Genomic DNA, 19,348 nt, shown 5'->3' with positions numbered 1-19,348 from the left:
AGCGCCGACGCCCGGGCGCGCGCGCCGGCTGCTCAGGCGGAGCCGTCCTCGACCTGGTCGATCTGGCAGATGACGGTGCCCGAGCTGACGGTCTGCCCGACCTCCGCGGAGAGGCCGTGCACGCGGCCCGCGCGGTGCGCGACGAGCGGCTGCTCCATCTTCATCGCCTCGAGGACGACGACGAGATCGCCCTCGGCGATGACGTCGCCCTCGGCGACCGCGACCTTGACGATCGTGCCCTGCATCGGGGAGGCCAGCGCGTTGCCGCCGCTGCCGTTCGCGCCGAGCCGCTGGGACGGGCGGCGGACGGGTCGCTTCGCGGGCCGGCGCCGCCCGAGGCCCAGCCCGGCCGGGAGGACGACCTCGAGGCGCTTGCCGCCCACCTCGACGACGACGCGCTCCAGCCCCTCCTCCTCCGGCGGGGTCGTGGTGGCCGCCGCGCTGCGCGGGGCTGCGGCGAGGTCGCCGCGGGTCGCGAGCTCCGACTCGATCCAGGTCGTGTAGACGCCGAACGACTCCGCGTCCTGCGCGGCGAACGCCGGGTCGTCGAGCACGGCCCGGTGGAACGGCAGCACCGTGGGCATGCCGGAGACCTCCGCCTCGGCCAGCGCGCGGCGGGCGCGCTGCAGCGCCTCGGTGCGGGTCGCGCCGGTGACGACGATCTTGGCGAGCATCGAGTCGAACGCGCCCGAGACGACGTCGCCCGCGACGACGCCGGAGTCGACGCGCACGCCCGGGCCACTGGGCCAGCGCAGTGACTCGATCGTCCCGGGTGCGGGCAGGAAGTTGGCGGCCGGGTCCTCGCCGTTGATGCGGAACTCGATCGAGTGGCCGCGCGTCGTGACCTCGGAGTAGCCGAGCGGCTCGCCCGCGGCGATGCGCAGCTGCTCGCGGACGAGGTCGATGCCGGCGATCTCCTCGGTGACGGGGTGCTCGACCTGCAGGCGGGTGTTGACCTCGAGGAAGGAGATCGTGCCGTCGGAGCCGAGCAGGAACTCGCAGGTGCCCGCGCCGCGGTAGCCCGCCTCGCTGAGGATCGCGATCGAGGCGCGTCGCAGCTCGGCGTCCTGCTCCGGGGTGAGGAACGGCGCGGGCGCCTCCTCGACGAGCTTCTGGTGGCGGCGCTGCAGCGTGCAGTCGCGCGTGGAGACGACGACGACCGTGCCGTGGTCGTCGGCGAGGCACTGGGTCTCGACGTGCCGGGGCCGGTCGAGGAACCGCTCGACGAAGCACTCGCCACGGCCGAAGGCGGCGGTCGCCTCGCGCACGGCGGAGGCGAACATCTCCGGGATCTCCTCGGCGGTGCGGGCGACCTTGAGGCCGCGCCCGCCGCCGCCGAACGCGGCCTTGATCGCGATCGGCAGCCCGTGCTCGGCGGCGAACGCCTCGACCTCGGCGGCGTCGGCCACCGGCTCGGGGGTGCCGGCCACCAGCGGGGCGCCGGCGCGCTGCGCGATGTGCCGCGCGCTGACCTTGTCGCCCAGCGCCTCGATCGCGGCGGGCGGCGGGCCGACCCAGGTCAGGCCGGCGTCGATGACCGCCTGCGCGAACTCCGCGTTCTCGGACAGGAACCCGTACCCCGGGTGCACCGCGTCGGCGCCGGAGCGTCGCGCGACGTCGAGGATCTTGGCCGCGTCGAGGTAGGTCTCGGCCGCACGGGTGCCGCCGAGCGCGTAGGCCTCGTCGACGAGCCCGACGTGGAGCGCGGTACGGTCGGGGTCGGCGTAGACGCCCACCGAGGCGATGCCCGCGTCGCGGCAGGCGCGCGCGACTCGGACCGCGATCTCCCCCCGGTTGGCGATGAGCACCTTCCGCAACGGCCGGGCCGCAGGGATCGTGCTCGTCATGCAACCGCTCCGGGGGTCTCGAGGTGGGTGCGAACCGGTCGCCGGTCGCCGTGAAGGTCCGTCGGCCCACGCTAGTACCGCCCGGGACCGCGGACGCGCACCGGGGCCGGTGTGGGGGCAAGTCTGTGAGGGAGGGCAACCGGCGACGACGGCGGTTGTAGGTTCTCCACAAACGCACCCGTAGGGAGTGCGGCGTCGACCTGCCGGATTAGTCGCTGGCGCACAATGGCCGGGTCAAGCCCGGGCCGCGGGCGACCACAGCGACGGCCAGGCCACCCCGAGATCGGCCAGCACGGTGCGCAGCAGCGGCAGGCTGATCCCCACCACGCCGTGCGGGTCGCCGTCCACGCCCGCGACGAACGCGGCGCCCAGCCCGTCGATCGTGAACGCTCCCGCCAGCCGGAGCGGCTCGCCGGTCGCGACGTAGGCATCGATCTCGTCCTCGCCGACGTCGGCGAAGCGGACCGTCGTGGCCGAGACGGCGCCGCGTGCGCGGCCGTCGCGCATGCGGACCCAGTGCCCGGTGCGCAGCACCGCCTCGCGGCCGCGCATCCGCAACCAGCGTCGTCGCGCCCGGTCGGCGGTGCCGGGCTTGCCCATCGCCTCGCCGTCGAGGTCGAGCAGCGAGTCGCACCCGACGACGAGGTCGGCGTCCCGGGCCGCCGCGGTGCGCAGCACCGCCTCGGCCTTGGCGCGCGCGAGCAGCTCGACGACCTCCTCGACCGACAGCGGGCCGCGCTCCAGCTGTGCGTCGCGCACCAGCGCGTCCTCGTCGACGTCGGAGACCGCGACGAGCGGGTCGATGCCCGCGCGCCGCAGCGTCTCGGCGCGTGCGGGCGAGGCGGAGGCCAGCAGCAGCCGCATCAGCGGGGCTCGAGCAGCACGACCGGGATCTCGCGGCCGGCCTTCTCCTGGTAGCCCCGGTACGGCGGGAACGCCTCGACGCAGCAGGCCCACCATTGCGCACGCTCGTCGCCGGTCGCCACGCGCGCGCGGCGCTCGTGGCGCTCGGTGCCGTCCTGGACGACGACGTCGGGGTTGGCCGTGATGCTGTGGAACCAGGCGGGGTGCGAAGGCGCGCCGCCCTTGCTGGCGACGGCGACGTAGACGCCGTCGTGCTCGACGCGCATGAGCGGCACCCGGCGCCACAGCCCGGAGCGCGCACCCAGCACCTCGACGACGACGACCGGGCGGCCCTGGACCTCGACGCTGCGCGTGTCGCCGGTCTCGTCGATCCTCGCCAGCTGGTCACGGACCCAGCCGCTGGCCGGTGGGCGGAACGTGCGTTCGTCTGTCACGCCGCGAGCCTACGGGGGCCGGGGCGGCGCTCGCAGCCGCGCGCCGTGGTCGGCCGGGCGAGGGCAGTCGTGCCCGTCCGGACCCCTCGCCATCGGCGGCGCGCTCGTGCACGCTAGGAGCTGCGCGCGTCCCCGCCGCGACAGGGTCGCGCACGCGCGCCGGAGGAGGCACCGATGAGCCAGCAGGACGACGGCAGGACCTGGTACGAGGAGTTCACGGTCTCGGGCTCCGAGCTGCTCGAGAAGGTGAAGCAGCTCGTCCGCGAGGGCAACGTGCGCCGCGTGTTCATCAAGGGCAGCGACGGCGGCACGATCCTCGAGATCCCGCTCACGGCGGGCGTGGCGATCACCGCGATCACGGCGGCCGTGGCGCCCGCGCTCGTCGCCGTCGGCGCGCTGGCCGCACTGCTCACGCAGGTGACGGTCGGCGTCGAGCGTCGCGGCGACCCGCAGGCCGCGTCACCGAGCGCCGACGACACCGCCGAGGACACCGCGCACGAGGCGTCCGACGAGGCCGCGACCGAGGACGGCGAGCCGCCCGCCTACCCGCTGGGGTCCTGAGCCGGCGGCTCAGTCCGAGCCGAACAGGTCGCGCGTGTAGACCTTGTCGGCCACGTCGCGCAGCTCGTCGACCATCCGGTTGGCGACGATGAGGTCGACGCTGCTCTTGAACTCCTCGAGGTCGCGCACCACGGGCGAGCCGAAGAAGTCGTCGTCCGGCAGCTCCGGCTCGTACACGATCACCGGCACGCCCTTGGCCTTGATCCGCTTCATGATCCCCTGCACCGACGACTCGCGGAAGTTGTCGGAGCCGGCCTTCATGATCAGTCGGTGCACGCCGACGACCCGTGGCTTCCGGGCCAGGATGTCGAAGGCGACGACGTCCTTGCGGGTGGCGTTGGCCTCGACGATCGCGCTGATGAGGGTCTGCGGCACGTCGGTGTAGTTCGCCAGCAGCTGCTTGGTGTCCTTAGGCAGGCAGTAGCCGCCGTAGCCGAACGACGGGTTGTTGTAGTGGGTGCCGATCCGGGGGTCCAGCCCGACGCCGTCGATGATCGACCGGGTGTTGAGGCCGTGCGCCATCGCGAACGAGTCGAGCTCGTTGAAGTAGGCGACCCGCATCGCGAGGTAGGTGTTGGCGAACAGCTTGATCGCCTCGGCCTCGGTCGGCTCGGTGAGCAGCACCGGGATGTCCTCGGCGTCGGCGCCCTCGACCAGCAGGTCGGCGAACCGGCGGGCCCGCGGGGAGTCCTCGCCGACGACGATGCGCGAGGGGTGCAGGTTGTCGAGCAGCGCCTTGCCCTCGCGCAGGAACTCCGGCGAGAAGATGACGTTCTCCGTGCCCAGCCGCGCCCGCACGTCCGTGACGAACCCGACCGGCACCGTCGACTTCACGACCATCGTCGCGTCCGGGTTGATCCGCATGACGTCGCGGATGACCGCCTCGACCGAGGAGGTGTCGAAGGCGTTGGTCACCGGGTCGTAGTTGGTGGGCGTCGCGATGACGACGTAGTCGGCGTCGCGGTGCGCCTCCTCGGCGTCGGTCGTGAAGGTCAGCCGCAGCGGCTCCTCGCGCAGGAAGCGTGAGATGTCGTCGTCGACGATCGGGCTCTCGCCGCGGCGCAGCCGCGCCACCCGGGCCTCGTCGAGGTCGAGCCCCCGGACGTCGTTGTGGCGTGCGAGCAGGATCGCGATGGACAGCCCGACGTAGCCGAGCCCGGCGACGGAGATCGTGGTCACGGGAGCGATTGTCCTCCATCCGGACGGGGTGGTCGTGAGGTCACGACGAGGGCGGACGAGAACGCGTGCCTCCGTGACCGCAGCGCTCGACCGTCCCCGGGCGCTGCGCGGGCGGGGTCAGCGCGGGCCGAGCAGCGCGTCCCGCAGCGTATCGAGGCCGATCGAGCCGACGTCGAGCGCGCGGCGGTGGAACGCCTTGAGGTCGAACGCCTCGCCCTCGCGGGCGCGGGTCTCGTCGCGCAGCTGCTCCCACAGCCGCTGGCCCACCTTGTAGGACGGCGCCTGGCCCGGCCAGCCGAGGTAGCGGTCGAGCTCGAAGCGCAGGAAGCCCTCGGCCATGTTCGCGTTCGCGGACAGGAAGCCCCAGGCCTTCTCGGCGTCCCAGGTGCCGCCGCCCCACTCGGGCGGGCACTCCTTGCCGAGGTGGACGCCGATGTCGAGGACGACGCGTGCGGCGCGCATCCGCTGCCCGTCGAGCATGCCCATCCGGTCGCCCGGGTCGTCGAGGAAGCCGAGGTCGGCCATCAGCCGCTCCGCGTAGAGCGCCCAGCCCTCGCCGTGCCCGCTCACCCAGCTGAGGAGGCGACGCCACGTGTTGAGCAGCCCGGAGCGGTAGACCGTCTGGGCGACCTGCAGGTGGTGGCCCGGGACGCCCTCGTGGTAGACGGTCGTCGTCTCGCGCCAGGTGCCGAACTCGGTCACGCCCTCGGGCACCGCCCACCACATGCGGCCAGGCCGCGAGAAGTCGGCGTTCGGTCCGGTGTAGTAGATGCCGCCCGAGGTGGTCGGCGCGATCATGCACTCCAGGCGTCGCACCGGCTCCGGGATGTCGAACTGCGTGCCCGCCAGCGCCTCGACGGCGGCGTCGGAGGTCTGCTGCATCCAGGCGCGCAGCGCGTCGGTGCCGTGGATCTGGCGCGCGGGGTCGGCGTCGAGCAGCTCCATCGCCCGCTCCGGGGTGGTGCCGGGACCGCCGATCTGCTCGGCGACCTCGTGCTGCTCGGCGACGATGCGCGCGAGCTCCTCGAGACCCCACTCGTAGGTCTCGTCGAGGTCGACCTTCGCCCCCAGGAAGTAGCGCGACCAGAGCGCGTACCGCTCGCGGCCGACACCGTCGGCCTCGGGTGCCTGGGGCGCGAGCTCGCGGAGCACGTCGGCGAGCTCGGCGTAGGCGGCGCGGGCGCGCGCGGCACCCTCGGCGAGCCGGTCGGCCAGCGCACCGGAGGGCTCCTGGCCGCCGGGACGCGCGCTCTCGGCGAACGTGCGCCAGAACGAGCCGTCGCCCGCGAGGTCCTCGGCCTGCTCGATGCAGCGGTCCACCTGGCGGCGCGCGGCGACCCTGCCGCGCTCGGCGGCGTGCCGCAGCGAGACGGCGTAGCCCTGCAGCGCGGCCGGCACGGCGTGCATGCGGTCGGCGATCGTGGCCCAGTCGTCCTCGGTGGCGGTCGGCATGAGGTCGAACACCTCGCGCACGGCCTGCAGCGGCGAGGAGATGACGTTGAGGTCGCCGTGCAGCTCACCGGCCTCGAACAGCTCCAGCAGCAGCCCCAGGCGCTCCTGCATCGCGGCGATCGTGACGCGGTCGACGTCGTCGACCGGCTCGGTGCCGGCGAGAGCGTCCAGGGTGGCGCGGGCCGCGTCGGCCTGCGCAGCCAGCCCGTCGGGGGAGTAGTCGTCCAGCTCGCCGTCGTGGCCGCCGAAGCCGAGATCGGTGGCGGTGATCGGGCTCAGCCGGACGACCTCGTCGACGTAGGCGTCGGCGACGCGGTCGACGGCGGTGGTCTCGCGTGCAGTCGTGGTCACCCCTGCGACCTTATACGCCTGCGTGCCGTGGCCCGTCCGGGGCCGGGCGGGGCCAGAATGGGACATGACGCTGTGTCAGGCGCGTCAGCGCCCGACGGTGCCCACCACGAGCAAGAGAGCCCGCGATGTCCTCGCCGCAGCACACCCACCTCCCGGCCGCCGACGCCCGACGCGTGGGCTTCGGGCTCCACCTGCGCGGGGAGACCGCGGAGGCCGCCGCGGTCTACGACTCGGCGGTCCTCGACGACGTCGAGGAGACCGAGCTCGCGCTCTTCTACGCCGCCGCGGCCTCGACGTCGTGGGCGCAGGGCGACCTGGAGACGTGCCGCTCGCGCGCCGCGCTAGCGATGGCGCACGCGGAGCGGACCGGCGACGACGAGGCGCTCGGCTGGGCATGGACCGCCCAGGCGCTGCTCGCTACGCTCGACGGCGACCCGCACGCCGAGGGGTTCGCCTACGCCCGCGCGTCCCGGCACGCCACCCGTGCGCAGGACGTCGTCACGCAGGTAAGGGTGTTCATCAACGTCAGCGACCGGCTGACCGGGATGGGCAGCTACCAGCAGGCGATCACCCAGCTGGAGCGCGCGTTCACGCTGCTCGACGAGCACCCGCAACCGCTCATGGAGGCGCTCGCGCACGAGAACCTCGGCCGCGCGCTGCTGGGCCTCGGCCGGCTCGACGAGGCGCTCGAGCAGTTCGAGCAGGCGCGGCACCGGTGGCTCGACGCCGGGGCTCCGCAGCTGCGGACCGCGCTGCTCGGCATCGGGGACACCCATCTCGCGCTCGGCAACGCCAGCCAGGCCGCCTCCGCATACCGCGAGGTGATCCGGCTCAGCGAGGACGGCGCCGACCCGCACTCCCTGGTCCCGGCGCTCGCGGGCCTCGCCCGCGCGACCGTCGTCGACGACCCGCAGGAGTGCGACGAGGCGCTCGACCGGGCGCTCGACCACCCGGTGAAGATCGCGCCGGTCGCGGTGTACCTGGCCGCCGGCTGGGTGGCTCTGGCGCGCAGGCAGCACAACGTCGCCGTCGCGCACGGCCGCGAGGCGGAGCGGGAGGCGGGCCGACGGCAGGACAGCGGCGGCATGGCCGAGGCGCTCGAGCTGCTCAGCCTCGCCGTCAACCCGGACCGCCGCGACGGCCGCCTCACCGAGGCGCAGATGATCTGGCTGGAGAACGGCGACGTCGTGCGCCGCACGACGAGCGACATCGTGCTGGCGCGGCAGACCGGCGACCTGTGCGCCGAGCGCGCGGCACGGGCGCGGCTGCGCTCGCTCGGCGTCCACGACGACACCGATCGGGTGGCGGGCCCGCTGCTCGTGCTCGGCACCCCGCCGAAGGCCGAGGTCGAGCTGCACACCCTGGGCGCGTTCAGCGTCACCCGGCAGGGACGCCACGTCGGCGACACCGAGTGGCGCTCGCCCGAGGCACGCGCGCTGCTGCAGCTGCTCGCGGCCCAGCTCGGGGCCGGCGTCACGGTCTCGTCGGCGGCCGAGGCGCTCGGCACCAACCGCGCCGGCGTGCTCGCCGCCCTCGAGGACCTGCGGGCCGCGCTCGACCCGACGGCCTCGCACGCCGACGACCACTACGTCCGGCACGAGGGCGACGCGCTGGCGCTGCGGCCGCGCACGGTCGCGCTCGACGCCGTCGACTTCCGTACCGACGCCGAGCTCGCGCTCGCGTGCGCGGCCGACTCCTCGCCGCGCGCACCCGCGCTGCTCGAGCGGGCCGCGGCGCTGCACACGGGCCGCTTCCTCGACGACGTCGAGGCGGGCTGGGCGGAGGAGACCCGTGAGGAGCTGGCGCGGCTGTCGCGCGAGGTCCGGCGCACGCTCGCGGCGCACTGGACCGGCTGCCCCGAGCGCGCCGTCCCGTGGCTGGTGGGCCTCGTCCACGAGGACCCGACCGACAGCGGTGCCCAGCTCGCGCTCGTGCGCGCGCTCGGTGCCGTCGGCCGCCAGAGCGAGGCGGCCCGCTACTACGCCGAGTACAGCCAGCGGGTGCGCGAGCTCGGCGGCACCGTCGAGCCGATGCCCACCGGCTGAACCGGGTCCGTCGACGCGGCCGCCGCCGCGAGCGCACGCGTCACGCACCGAGCCGTGCACGACCGACCACCTGGGTCACGAATGCACCGCAGAACGCTCCGACGGCGTACCGAGGTGACCGCGACGTCACGGATGCCACGCAGGGAGCGCGTCGCGTCCGCACCTGCTACCTCGACCGCCGTCGCCGGCGAGTCGGCGAGCCTCACCAGGCCTGGTGGGTGCTCCAGCGCCAGGCGGCGCGGCTCGGCCGCGGCGGCACGCCCCAGCGGCGGCGGGGGTCGCCCCACACCGAGGTCCGGGAGCCGTCGTCGACCTCCTCGCCGGAGGAGGCGAGCCGGGCGGCGACGATGCCCGCCACCAGGGCGGCGAGCTCCTCCTCGTCGACCTCGCCGCGGACGACCCGCACGAGCCCGGTGATGTCGCCGTGCTCGCCGAGGGCCGCCTCGTCGTCGCCGTTCGTCGTGCTCACAGCGGGATGTTCCCGTGCTTCTTGGCCGGCAGCTGCGCGCGCTTGGTGCGCAGCGCACGCAGCCCTCGCACGATCTGGGCGCGGGTCTCGGACGGCGCGATGACGGCGTCGACGTAGCCACGCTGGGCGGCGTCCCACGGGTTGACGATCGCCTCCTCGTAGTCGGCGATCAGCCGCGCCCGCTCGGCCTCGACGTCGCCGCCGGCCTCGGCCACCGCCTTGAGGGCCCCGCGCTGCAGGATGTTGACCGCACCGGAGGCGCCCATGACCGCGATCTGCGCCGTCGGCCACGCGAGGTTGAGGTCGGCGCCCAGCTGCTTGGAGCCCATGACGATGTAGGCGCCGCCGTAGGCCTTGCGGGTGATCACCGTGATGAGCGGGACGGTCGCCTCGGCGTAGGCGTAGATCAGCTTCGCGCCGCGGCGGATGATGCCGTTCCACTCCTGGTCGGTGCCGGGCAGGAAGCCCGGCACGTCGACGAACGTCAGCACCGGGATGTTGAAGGCGTCGCACGTGCGCACGAACCGCGCGGCCTTCTCGGCGGCGTTGATGTCGAGCGTGCCGGCCATCGTCTGCGGCTGGTTCGCGACGATGCCCACCGGGTGCCCCTCGACGTGGCCGAAGCCGACGATGACGTTGCGCGCGTAGAGCGCCTGCACCTCGAGGAACTCGCCGTCGTCGAGCACGGTCTCGATCAGCGTGTGCATGTCGTAGGGCTGGCTGTCGGAGTCTGGGACCAGCGTGTCGAGCGCCAGGTCGCCCTCCTCGGGCTCCAGCTCGGCCTCGACCGGGAACGTCTCCGGGTCGGTGAGGTTGTTGCTCGGCAGGTAGTGCAGCAGCGCCCTCACGTAGTCGAACGCGTCCTCCTCGTCGGCGGCGAGGTAGTGCGCGACGCCGGAGCGCTCGTTGTGCGTGCGGCCGCCGCCGAGCTCCTCGAACCCGACGTCCTCGCCGGTGACCGCCCGGATGACGTCCGGGCCCGTGATGAACATGTTCGACGTCTGGTCGGCCATGACGATGAAGTCGGTCAGCGCCGGCGAGTACACCGCGCCGCCGGCCGACGGGCCGAGGATCAACGAGATCTGGGGGATGACGCCCGAGGCGGCGACGTTGCGCCGGAAGATCTCGGCGAACTGGGTCAGCGCCGCCACGCCCTCCTGGATGCGCGCGCCGCCGCCGTCGGAGATGCCGATGAGCGGGACGCCGGTGCGCAGCGCGAGGTCCATGACCTTGGTGATCTTCTGCCCGTGCACCTCGCCGAGCGAGCCGCCGAAGACCGTGAAGTCCTGGCTGTAGATGCAGACCTGGTGGCCGTCGATCGTGCCGTACCCGACGACGACGCCGTCACCGGGCACCTTGCGCTTGTCGAGACCGAAGTTCGTCGAGCGGTGCGTGGCGAACGCGTCGAGCTCGACGAACGAGCCCTCGTCGAGCAGCGCGTCGATGCGCTCACGGGCGGACTTCTTGCCGCGCTTGGCCTGCTTCTCCGAGGCGGCCCGCGCGAGGGCCTCCGGGCCCTCGGCGACGCGTCGGTGGAGGTCGGCGAGCTTGTCGGCGGTCGAGTTCGTCACGCCCAGCAGCGTAGAGGGCGTGACCGCGCCTGGCGTGGCAGTGTGGCCGCATGGCCACCCAGCACCCGCTCCCCGCCGTGGTGACGGTCGAGGAGACCGGCTCGACGCAGCAGGACCTGCTGGCCGCCGCGGTCGACGAGCAGCGCTGGCCGCACCTGTCCGGGATCCGCGCCCTGCGGCAGACCAGCGGCCGCGGCCGGGCGGGGCGCACGTGGGAGACCGACCGGCTCGCGGCGCTGACCGTCAGCCTCGTGCTGCGCCCGGCGCTGCCGGTGCAGCGGTGGCCCTGGCTGCCGCTGCTCACCGGTGTCGCGGTCGTCGACGCGCTCGCCGCCGCCGGCGCGCCCGCGGCACTGAAGTGGCCCAACGACGTCGTGCTGCCGGCGCGCAGCGAGGCGCCGGGCTGGGGCCGCCGTCGCAAGGCGGGCGGCATCCTCGCCGAGGTGCTCCCGGGCGGGCGCGGGGTCGTCGTCGGCCTCGGTCTCAACCTCGACGGCGAGCCCCCGGTCGCGTGGGCGACGACGCTCGCCGCGCACGGCTGCCGCGTCCCCGCCGAGGACCTGCTCGACGCCGTCCGCGCCCGGCTGAGCACGCTGCTGGCGAGCGACCCGGACGGCTGGCGCGAGGTCGTCGCACAGCGCTGCGTCACGATCGGCGCCCGCGTGCGGGTGCAGCTGCCCGGCGGGCGGGAGGCGGGCGGCACCGCCGTCGGCCTCGACGAGGTCGGCGCGCTGGTCGTCGAGGACGCCGACGGCGGGCGCACCGCCGTGACGGCGGGCGACGTCGAGCATCTGCGGACCGCGCCGGAAGGGCGGTAGTTTCGCTGACGTGGTGGGTGAGCGTGCAGATGCCGACGGTGGGTCGACGTACCGGACCTTCGCCCGCCGCATGCTGCGCGGCGAGCCGGACCTGACGACCCCCGAGGTCGCCGAGCGCACGGGGCTGAGCACCGAGGTCGTGCGCGGCTTCTGGCGCTCGCTCGGGTTCGCCGACGTGCCCGACGACGTCCCGCACTTCACCGACGACGACGTCGCGCTGCTGCGGCAGCTCGTCGAGCTGTTCGAGGACGGCACGCTCGGCATGGCGGCGGCGCAGTCCCTCGTCCGGGCGCAGGGGCACAGCGCCGACCGGCTCGCCCTGTGGCAGGTCGAGGCCCTCGTCGAGGACGCCGTGCAGCGCTACGCGCTCGACGACACCTCGGCCCGGCTGCTCGTGCTCGACCGGGTCGCCAGGCTCGCGCCGGTGCTCGAGCAGCAGCTCGTGCACACGTGGCGACGCCAGCTCGTCGCCCTGCTCGGTCGCATCGACCGCGACGTCGCGCTCGCGCACGCGCCGCCGGTGCCCGACGCCGACCAGCTGCCGCTCGAGCGCGCCATCGGGTTCCTCGACATGATCTCGTTCACCGAGCGCAGCGCGCGGATGAGCCCGGGCGAGCTCGCCGAGCTGGTGCAGGGCTTCGAGAGCGCCGCACGCGACACGATCGCCGGCTACGGCGCCCGGGTGGTCAAGACGATCGGCGACGCGGTGCTCTACGTCGCCGACGACCTGCGCACCGGCGCGGAGGTGTCGCTCGCGCTGCTCGAGGTCATGGGCACGCGCGGGTTCGAGGTCCGGGGGTCGCTGGTGTGGGGGAGGGTGCTCTCGCGGTCCGGCGACGTCTTCGGCCCGAGCGTCAACCTCGCGTCGCGCCTCGGCGACGTCGCGCCGCCCGGCGCGGTGGTGCTCGACGACGTCAGCGCGGCGCTGCTGGAGGCCCGCGACCTGGCGGTGCGGCTCACGCCCGAGCGCCCGGTCGCGGTGCAGGGGCTCGGCGTGATCCGGCCGGTGCGGCTCGCGCGCGCGCTGCCCGACGCGGAGGCGGTCGCACCGACCCGATGACGCCTGCGGTGGCGGCTCATGGCATTAGCATGGCCGAGTGACCCGAGTCCTATTAGCAGAGGATGACCCTGCCATTGCCGAGCCGCTGGCTCGTGCGCTGACGCGTGAGGGTTACGACGTCTCCGTGCACGGTACCGGCGGGAGCGCGATCGACCAGGCGTCCACCGCCGACCTGCTCGTGCTCGACCTGGGGCTGCCCGACATGGACGGCCTCGACGTCGCCCGGTGGGTGCGCAACCAGGGCATGACGACACCGATCCTCGTGCTCACAGCGCGCGCGGACGAGGTGGACCTCGTCGTCGGTCTCGACGCGGGTGCCGACGACTACGTGACCAAGCCGTTCCGGCTCGCCGAGCTGCTCGCCCGGGTGCGGGCGCTGCTGCGGCGCGCGGGCAGCGACCACGAGGACGACGGCGAGCTGGTGGCGCAGGACGTCCGTGTCGACGTCGCCGCGCACCGCGCGTTCCAGGGGGAGCGGGAGCTGTCGCTCACCGCGAAGGAGTTCGAGCTGCTGCGCGTGCTGGTCCGCGAGGCCGGCGCGGTCGTGTCGCGCGAGTCGTTGATGCGCGAGGTGTGGGCGTCCGACCCGAGCGGGTCCACGAAGACCCTCGACATGCACGTCTCCTGGCTGCGTCGCAAGCTGGGCGACGACGCCAACTCGCCGCGCTACATCTCGACCGTGCGCGGCATGGGCTTCAGGTTCGAGACCGGGGAGCGCTGAGCTGCGACGCCGGGTCCTCACCGCGACGATCGCGGCGGTGACCGTCGCGGTCCTCCTGCTGGGCGTGCCGATGGCCATCTTCGGGGCCGTGCTGGTGCGGGAGTCGGTCACCTCCGACCTGCGGCTGCGCACCGAGAGCCTCGCGCGGGCCGTCGAGACCCGGCTGACGTTCGACCTCGACATCGACGCCGACTACCTCGACCGCTGGGTCGACGAGTCGCCCGACATGCCGATGCGGATCACGGTGCTCACGCCCGACGGCGGCGTCGTTGCCGCGGGTGACGAGATCGAGGGCAACACCTATCGGTTCCGTCAGAACACGCCCTCGGGCGGGCTCGTGGTCGTCGAGGTGCCGTCGGAGACGCTGTTCTGGCGCGGCGCCCAGGTCGTCATCCTCGTCGTGGTCGCGTGCCTGGTGGCGTTCGCCGTGGGCGCCCTGGTGGCCGGCCGACAGGCGCGCCGCCTCGCGGCCCCGCTGATCTACCTCGCTGCGAGCGCCGAGCAGCTCGGCGCCGGCAAGACCAAGCTGACGGTGCTGCCCTCCGGGGTCGAGGAGATCGACCTGGTCGCGAACGAGCTGGTCCGCTCGGGTGAGCGGATGGCCGCGCGGATGGCGTCGGAGCGCGAGTTCGCCGCCAACGCCAGCCACCAGCTGCGCACCCCGCTGACCGCGCTGTCGATGCGGCTCGAGGAGATCGAGATGACGGCGGAGGACCCGCACATCGCCGAGGAGGCGCGGGTCTCGCTCGAGCAGGTCGAGCGGCTCGTCGGCGTCGTCGACGACCTGCTGGCGGCGGCCCGCCGCACCGACGGCGGCACCACCGAGCCGCTGGAGCTCGCCGAGATCTTCGAGCAGCAGCAGCGCGAGTGGGGTCCGACGTTCCGGCGCGCGGGCCGACCGCTGGAGTTCGGCGACGCCGAGGGCGTCAAGGTGCTCGCGACCCCGGGCGCGCTCACCCAGGCGCTGTCGACCCTGCTGGAGAACTCGCTGAAGTACGGCGACGGCACCACGAGCGTGCGGGTGCGCCCCTCGAAGTCCGGCTCCGACAGCGGCGTCGTCATCGAGGTCGCCGACGAGGGCCAGGGCGTCTCCGACGAGCTCGCGCCGCGCATCTTCGAGCGCCACGTCACCTCCGGGAAGGGGACCGGGCTCGGGCTCGGTCTCGCGCGCGACCTCGTCGCGGCCGACGGCGGCCGCCTCGAGCTCGCGCAGCGCCGGCCGGCGGTCTTCGCGATCTTCCTGGCGGCCGTGCCCAAGGGCCTGGACCCGAGCGCGGTGCTGCCGCCCGGGTCGATGGTCGTCGTCGGGCGGCGCCGCCGCCGGCGCTGAGGCTCAGCCGGCGGCCGCCTCGGCGATCAGGTCGGCCAGCTCGGCCGGCCGCGACCACATCGGCCAGTGCCCGGTCGGCAGGTCGACGAGGCGCAGCGCGGTGTGGTCGCGCAGCCCGGCGAGGAACGGCACACCCTGCTCGGCGTAGCTGCGGTAGTCGTCGGAGGAGAACACGGTGCACACGACGGTGCCCGGCACCGCCAGCCGGCGCGGGTCGGTGAGCCGCACCGGTTCGGTGACCGTCCGACCCGGCTGCGGCACCGCCCGGCTGCGGAACGTGGCGAGCTGCTCCTCGGTGAGGTCGCGCATGCTGCCGCCCTCGTACTCCTCGTCCCACGCCGCCTCGATCGGCAGCGTCGGCGTGTCGAGCTCGGCGTTCATCGCGAAGCCGTCGACGACCGGTGCGGCGTCCACGAACACCACGTGGTCGACGAGATCCGGGTGGCGGTCGAGCACGACGGTGCCGGGCACGGCGGCACCGCTGTGCACGACCAGCACGCGGCGGTCGGCGTCGCGGTCGAGCGCCGCGGCGATCGCGTCCGCCTGCTCGCCGGGCCCGACGTCGGCGCCCGAGCCGTCGAGGCCCGGCAGCGTCAGCGAAGTCACGTCGAACCCCTTGGCGCGCAGCAGCGGGACGACCTCGTCCCACGCCCACGCGCCGAGCCAGAAACCAGGGACCAGCATGATCTGTGTCGTCATGGGACCAGCCTCGCACCGACCACCGACACCCCGCGGCGGTCCGCGGTGCAGCACCGGCGCTCAGGCGGGCGAGCGGTCGGGGCGCGTCGGCTGCTCCGCCGTCGCGTCAGCCTCGTCGGGGGCGTCGGCGTCCAGGTGCGCGGCCTCGCCCAGCGTGCGGCCGTCGCGGGTGCGCACCCGGCGGAACGTCCAGATCTTGTTGAGCACGAACGACAGCGGCGTGACGAGCACGACCGAGATCAGCTGCGCCCAGTAGACCTTGGTGCGCAGCGCCGAGGAGTCGTCGAGCACGGAGGTGGGCAGGCTGAGCGCGGAGTCCGGGTGCATGAGCAGCGTCAGCACGAGCAGGCCGACGGCCTGCGCCGCCAGCCCGACGACCAGGAACGGCGGGTACTCGCGCCACCAGCCGGCGTGACGCGCGCTCTTGAACGTCCACCAGCGGTTGAGCTGGAAGTTCCACAGGTTGGCGACGACGAACGCCACCGTCGAGAACACGTGGTACCAGCGCACGTTGTACGCGGTGCGCGGCAGGTCCACCGCGACCGACTCCGGGTCCGGGCCCAGCTGGTTGCAGACGACCACGACCAGCAGGTTGACGAGCACGCCGGTGCCACCCACGAGCGCGAACCGGAACAGCTGGAACCAGTTGCTGCGGTGCCGCACCAGCAGCCAGTGCCTCAGCCGTTCCACCGCGACAGGATGACACGTGCCTCCCCGCGGGACGGCGCACGCGGGCGACGACCGGCACGTCCGTGGTGCCCTAGGCTTGCCGCCCGTGGGTCCCGTCGTGGCAGTCGTGGGGGGCGGGCAGCTGGCCCGCATGATGGCCGAGCCCGCCGCGGCTCTGCAGATCCGGCTCCGAGCGCTGGTCGAGGCCGCCGACGGCGCCGCGGCCCAGGTGCTCCCCGACAGCCCGGTCGGCAGCCCCAGGGACCTGGGCACGTTGCGGGCCCTCGTCGAGGGCGCCGACGTGCTGACGTTCGAGCACGAGCACGTGCCCGGCGACCACCTGCGCGCGCTGGCCGCCGCGGGCGTGAGCGTGCAGCCCGGCGCGGACGCGCTGGCCTGCGCCCAGGACAAGCTGCACATGCGCGCGAGGCTCGGCGAGCTCGGCGTGCCGTGCCCGCGCTGGGCCCGGGTGAGCACGACGGCGGAGCTCGCCGCGTTCGCCGACGAGGTCGGCCGCCCGGTGGTCGTCAAGACCCCCACGGGCGGCTACGACGGCAAGGGCGTGCGCGTCGTCCACGACCCCGCCGAGGTCGCGGACTGGCTGGCGGACGGACCGCTGCTCGCCGAGGAGAAGGTGCCGTTCGAGCGCGAGCTCGCGGCGCTGGTGGCCCGCCGGCCCTCGGGCGAGATGCGCTCCTGGCCGGTCGTCGAGACGATCCAGCGCGACGGCGTGTGCGCCGAGGTCCTCGCCCCGGCGCCCGGGCTCGACCCGCGGCTCGCGCAGCAGGCGGAGGAGGTCGCCCGCACGGTCGCCGAGGGCCTCGGTGTCACCGGTGTGCTCGCCGTCGAGATGTTCGCCACGGCCGAGGGCGTGAGCGTCAACGAGCTCGCGATGCGGCCGCACAACTCCGGTCACGTGACGATCGACGGCCACGTGACCAGCCAGTTCGAGCAGCACCTGCGCGCCGTCCTCGACCTGCCGCTGGGCGACACCAGCCCCACCGCGCCGTACGCGGTGATGGTCAACCTGCTCGGCTCGGCGCACGCGGACCCGAGCACCGCCTACTCGGAGCTGATGGCGCGCTTCCCGGAGGCGAAGGTGCACCTGTACGGCAAGGCGGTGCGCCCGGGCCGCAAGCTGGGGCACGTGACCGTGACCGGCGCGGACCTGGACACCTGCCGCGAGCGGGCGCGCGCCGCCGTCGCGGTGCTGCGCGGCGACCCCGAGACGGCGCCGGCGCCCGACGCACCCGACCCCCTGGCCTGAGAGGATCGCAGCATGACGGACGCGCAGCCGCTGGTCGGCGTGGTGATGGGGTCCGACTCCGACTGGCCCGTGATGGAGGCCGCCGCGCAGGCGCTCGCCGAGTTCGACGTGCCGTACGAGGTCGACGTCGTCAGCGCGCACAGGATGCCCGAGGACATGATCGGCTACGGGCGCGACGCGGCCGGTCGCGGGCTGCGGGTGATCGTGGCCGGCGCGGGCGGCGCGGCGCACCTGCCCGGCATGCTCGCCTCGGTGACGCCGCTGCCGGTCATCGGCGTCCCGGTGCCGCTGCGCCACCTCGACGGCATGGACTCGCTGCTGTCGATCGTGCAGATGCCGGCCGGCGTCCCGGTCGCGACCGTGAGCGTGGGCGGCGCGCGCAACGCCGGGCTGCTCGCGGTGCGCGTGCTCGCGGCCGGAGGCGACGAGCTCGGGGCCCGGCTGCGGGAGGCGATGAGCGTCTTCCAGGCCGACCTGCGCCAGAGCGTCCTCGAGAAGGGGGCGCGGCTGCGTGCCCAGCGTGCGCAGCGGCCCGGCTTCAGCGCCGGGTGAGGCCTTCGGTAGGGAAGGATCGATGAGCGAGATCAACGCCCCCGCCGTCATCGAGCGGCTGGTCCGCGAGCCCGGCACCTGGGCGGTCGTGGGCCTGAGCACCAACACCGCGCGCGCCGCCTACCGGGTGGCGCGCTACCTGCAGAGCATCGGCAAGACGATCGTGCCGGTGCACCCCGCTGCCGAGACGGTCCACGGCGCGACCGGTTACGCCAGCCTCGCGGACGTGCCGGCGGACACCCGCGTCGACGTCGTCGACGTGTTCGTCCGGTCCGAGCTCGCGGGTGCCGTCGTCGACCAGGCGATCGAGCGCGGCGCGCGAGCCGTGTGGCTGCAGCTGGGCGTCGTCGACGAGGCGGCGGCGCAGCGCGCGCTCGCGGCGGGTCTCGACGTCGTCATGGACCGCTGCCCCGCCATCGAGGGGCCGCGGCTGCTCGGCTGACCCGGAGTCAGCCGTTCGGGTCGGCGTCCTCCGGGGTGATGGTGCCGTCCACCACGGACTCGAAGAACGCCGGGGCCAGCGCCTCGTCGAGCAGCACGGTCGAGCCCACGCCGCCGGGCCGGTAGTCGAGGTTCGCGATCGGCGGGGTACCGCGCACCCCACCCGAGCCCGTGGCGTCGCGGAACGCGAGCGCGAGCCGACCGAGGTCGAGGATGTTCGTGCCGTTGCCGAACGTCAGCGCGCCGAGCCCGGCCTCCGCGACCCGGACCTGCTCGCCCGGCTTCGTCACGATCGAGGGGTCGGCGACCGCGCCGGTGACCGCCTGGATGACCTGCTGCTGGCGCTGCGTCCTGCCGATGTCGCCGAGCGGGTCGGCCTTGCGCATGCGGGCGAAGGCGAGCGCGGTCGCGCCGTCGGCGAGCCGGCAGCCCGGCTCGTCCCACACCAGCCCGCTGTCCTTGTCGTCGACCACGTAGTCGAGGCAGAGCTCGACGCCGCCGACGGCGTCGACCAGCCCGGCCACACCACCCATGCCGATCTCGACGTAGTGGTCGACGCCGATGCCCGTCAGCGCCTCGACGGTCTCGACGAGCAGCGGGGGGCCGCCGAAGACGAACGAGGCGTTGAGCTTGTTCGGGCCGTGGCCCGGGATGTCGACGTAGGTGTCGCGCGGGAGCGAGATCAGCGAGGTCCGGCCCGAGCGCGGCACCGTCAGCAGCATGATCGTGTCGGTGCGGGAGCCCTCGGTGTCGTCGCCCTGCAGCACGCCGTCGGCGCGGGAGTCCGTCCCGGCCAGCAGGTAGGTCGTGCCGGGGGTGCTCAGCCCTCCGGAGACCGCGTCGACGTGGTTCATCTTGCCGTTGGCCCAGATCAGCAGGCCCACCGGCCAGGCGAGCACGAGCACCAGCAGCAGCGCGATCACGGCGGCGACGACGCGGCCGCGACGCCGGCGGCGCGGCTTCGGCGCGGTCCCGGTCCCGGTCCTGGCCGGCCGCGCGGGCGGGGCGTCCGGCGGGC

General features: G+C 74.2%; 19 protein-coding genes. 9 read left to right on the top strand and 10 right to left on the bottom strand.

The window, feature by feature from the left end; genetic code table 11:
* Nucleotides 1-32: 32 nt before the first annotated feature.
* From GPA02_RS17250 to GPA02_RS17240, 3 genes are all read right to left on the bottom strand, one after another.
* Entirely contained in the window at nt 33-1,847 is a 1,815-nt protein-coding gene (locus tag GPA02_RS17250) for an acetyl/propionyl/methylcrotonyl-CoA carboxylase subunit alpha (RefSeq protein ID WP_156201681.1), read from the bottom strand.
* Nucleotides 1,848-2,081: 234 nt separating this feature from the next.
* Nucleotides 2,082-2,711 (bottom strand): Maf family protein, encoded by a 630-nt coding sequence (locus GPA02_RS17245; RefSeq protein ID WP_204986666.1) that lies wholly within the window; start codon nt 2,709-2,711, stop codon nt 2,082-2,084.
* Nucleotides 2,711-3,145 carry a nitroreductase family deazaflavin-dependent oxidoreductase gene (locus tag GPA02_RS17240; RefSeq protein WP_156201679.1) on the bottom strand — a complete coding sequence of 145 codons (435 nt, stop codon included), beginning with the start codon at nt 3,143-3,145 and terminating at the stop codon, nt 2,711-2,713. Before GPA02_RS17240 ends, GPA02_RS17245 begins: the two co-directional genes overlap by 1 nt.
* Before the next feature lie 174 nt (nt 3,146-3,319).
* Between GPA02_RS17240 and GPA02_RS17235 the strand changes: the two genes are divergently transcribed.
* Nucleotides 3,320-3,706 carry a DUF4342 domain-containing protein gene (locus tag GPA02_RS17235; protein WP_156201678.1) on the top strand — a complete coding sequence of 129 codons (387 nt, stop codon included), beginning with the start codon at nt 3,320-3,322 and terminating at the stop codon, nt 3,704-3,706.
* A 9-nt stretch (nt 3,707-3,715) separates the two neighbouring features.
* Here GPA02_RS17235 and GPA02_RS17230 read toward each other — a convergent pair whose 3' ends face one another.
* Both GPA02_RS17230 and GPA02_RS17225 read right to left on the bottom strand, forming a co-directional pair.
* Nucleotides 3,716-4,885: a nucleotide sugar dehydrogenase gene (locus GPA02_RS17230; RefSeq protein ID WP_240134121.1), complete on the bottom strand. Its 1,170-nt coding sequence runs from the start codon at nt 4,883-4,885 to the stop codon at nt 3,716-3,718.
* 117 nt (nt 4,886-5,002) lie between these two features.
* Entirely contained in the window at nt 5,003-6,688 is a 1,686-nt protein-coding gene (locus GPA02_RS17225; protein ID WP_240134120.1) for a DUF885 domain-containing protein, read from the bottom strand.
* Nucleotides 6,689-6,813: 125 nt separating this feature from the next.
* Here GPA02_RS17225 and GPA02_RS17220 point away from each other — a divergent pair, with 125 nt between their 5' ends.
* Entirely contained in the window at nt 6,814-8,733 is a 1,920-nt protein-coding gene (locus tag GPA02_RS17220; protein WP_156201676.1) for an AfsR/SARP family transcriptional regulator, read from the top strand.
* A 202-nt stretch (nt 8,734-8,935) separates the two neighbouring features.
* Here GPA02_RS17220 and GPA02_RS17215 read toward each other — a convergent pair whose 3' ends face one another.
* Both GPA02_RS17215 and GPA02_RS17210 read right to left on the bottom strand, forming a co-directional pair.
* Nucleotides 8,936-9,202, bottom strand: coding sequence for an acyl-CoA carboxylase subunit epsilon (locus tag GPA02_RS17215; RefSeq protein ID WP_156201675.1), 267 nt, complete (start codon nt 9,200-9,202; stop codon nt 8,936-8,938).
* Nucleotides 9,199-10,773: an acyl-CoA carboxylase subunit beta gene (locus GPA02_RS17210; protein ID WP_240134119.1), complete on the bottom strand. Its 1,575-nt coding sequence runs from the start codon at nt 10,771-10,773 to the stop codon at nt 9,199-9,201. Before GPA02_RS17210 ends, GPA02_RS17215 begins: the two co-directional genes overlap by 4 nt.
* A gap of 50 nt (nt 10,774-10,823) precedes the next feature.
* Here GPA02_RS17210 and GPA02_RS17205 point away from each other — a divergent pair, with 50 nt between their 5' ends.
* Genes GPA02_RS17205 through GPA02_RS17190 form a run of 4 tightly spaced genes read left to right on the top strand, consistent with a single transcriptional unit; the run spans nt 10,824 to nt 14,702 of the window.
* The gene (locus tag GPA02_RS17205) at nt 10,824-11,591 is read left to right on the top strand and encodes a biotin--[acetyl-CoA-carboxylase] ligase (RefSeq protein ID WP_156201673.1); all 768 of its coding nucleotides are present in this window, start codon (nt 10,824-10,826) and stop codon (nt 11,589-11,591) included.
* Between the two features lie 13 nt (nt 11,592-11,604).
* Nucleotides 11,605-12,651, top strand: a complete 1,047-nt coding sequence (locus GPA02_RS17200) for an adenylate/guanylate cyclase domain-containing protein (protein WP_156201672.1) — start codon at nt 11,605-11,607, stop codon at nt 12,649-12,651.
* 37 nt (nt 12,652-12,688) lie between these two features.
* Nucleotides 12,689-13,372: a response regulator transcription factor gene (locus GPA02_RS17195; RefSeq protein WP_156201671.1), complete on the top strand. Its 684-nt coding sequence runs from the start codon at nt 12,689-12,691 to the stop codon at nt 13,370-13,372.
* Between the two features lie 37 nt (nt 13,373-13,409).
* A complete protein-coding gene (locus GPA02_RS17190; protein WP_338027537.1) occupies nt 13,410-14,702 on the top strand; it encodes an ATP-binding protein in 1,293 nt (430 codons plus the stop codon).
* 3 nt (nt 14,703-14,705) lie between these two features.
* On the opposite strand, the gene GPA02_RS17185 is transcribed toward GPA02_RS17190, so the two are convergent.
* Both GPA02_RS17185 and GPA02_RS17180 read right to left on the bottom strand, forming a co-directional pair.
* Nucleotides 14,706-15,401 (bottom strand): alpha/beta fold hydrolase, encoded by a 696-nt coding sequence (locus GPA02_RS17185; protein WP_156201669.1) that lies wholly within the window; start codon nt 15,399-15,401, stop codon nt 14,706-14,708.
* Between the two features lie 60 nt (nt 15,402-15,461).
* Entirely contained in the window at nt 15,462-16,091 is a 630-nt protein-coding gene (locus tag GPA02_RS17180; protein ID WP_240134118.1) for a GtrA family protein, read from the bottom strand.
* Nucleotides 16,092-16,188: 97 nt separating this feature from the next.
* On the opposite strand from GPA02_RS17180, the gene GPA02_RS17175 reads away from it, so the two are divergent.
* From GPA02_RS17175 to GPA02_RS17165, 3 genes are read left to right on the top strand one after another with little or no spacing between them, the layout of a single operon-like run.
* Complete coding sequence (locus GPA02_RS17175) at nt 16,189-17,337, top strand: 5-(carboxyamino)imidazole ribonucleotide synthase (RefSeq protein WP_275689735.1); 1,149 nt, start codon at nt 16,189-16,191, stop codon at nt 17,335-17,337.
* A gap of 12 nt (nt 17,338-17,349) precedes the next feature.
* Nucleotides 17,350-17,889 (top strand): 5-(carboxyamino)imidazole ribonucleotide mutase, encoded by a 540-nt coding sequence (purE, locus tag GPA02_RS17170; RefSeq protein ID WP_156201667.1) that lies wholly within the window; start codon nt 17,350-17,352, stop codon nt 17,887-17,889.
* Between the two features lie 22 nt (nt 17,890-17,911).
* Nucleotides 17,912-18,331, top strand: coding sequence for a CoA-binding protein (locus GPA02_RS17165; protein ID WP_156201666.1), 420 nt, complete (start codon nt 17,912-17,914; stop codon nt 18,329-18,331).
* Nucleotides 18,332-18,338: 7 nt separating this feature from the next.
* On the opposite strand, the gene GPA02_RS17160 is transcribed toward GPA02_RS17165, so the two are convergent.
* Nucleotides 18,339-19,348: LCP family protein (locus GPA02_RS17160; protein WP_240134117.1), on the bottom strand; the 1,010-nt coding region annotated here is incomplete at its 5' end.

Source organism: Actinotalea caeni (genome assembly GCF_009733795.1).
Taxonomy (GTDB): domain Bacteria; phylum Actinomycetota; class Actinomycetes; order Actinomycetales; family Beutenbergiaceae; genus Pseudactinotalea; species Pseudactinotalea caeni.
This window is presented reverse-complemented; position numbering and strand designations above follow the sequence as displayed.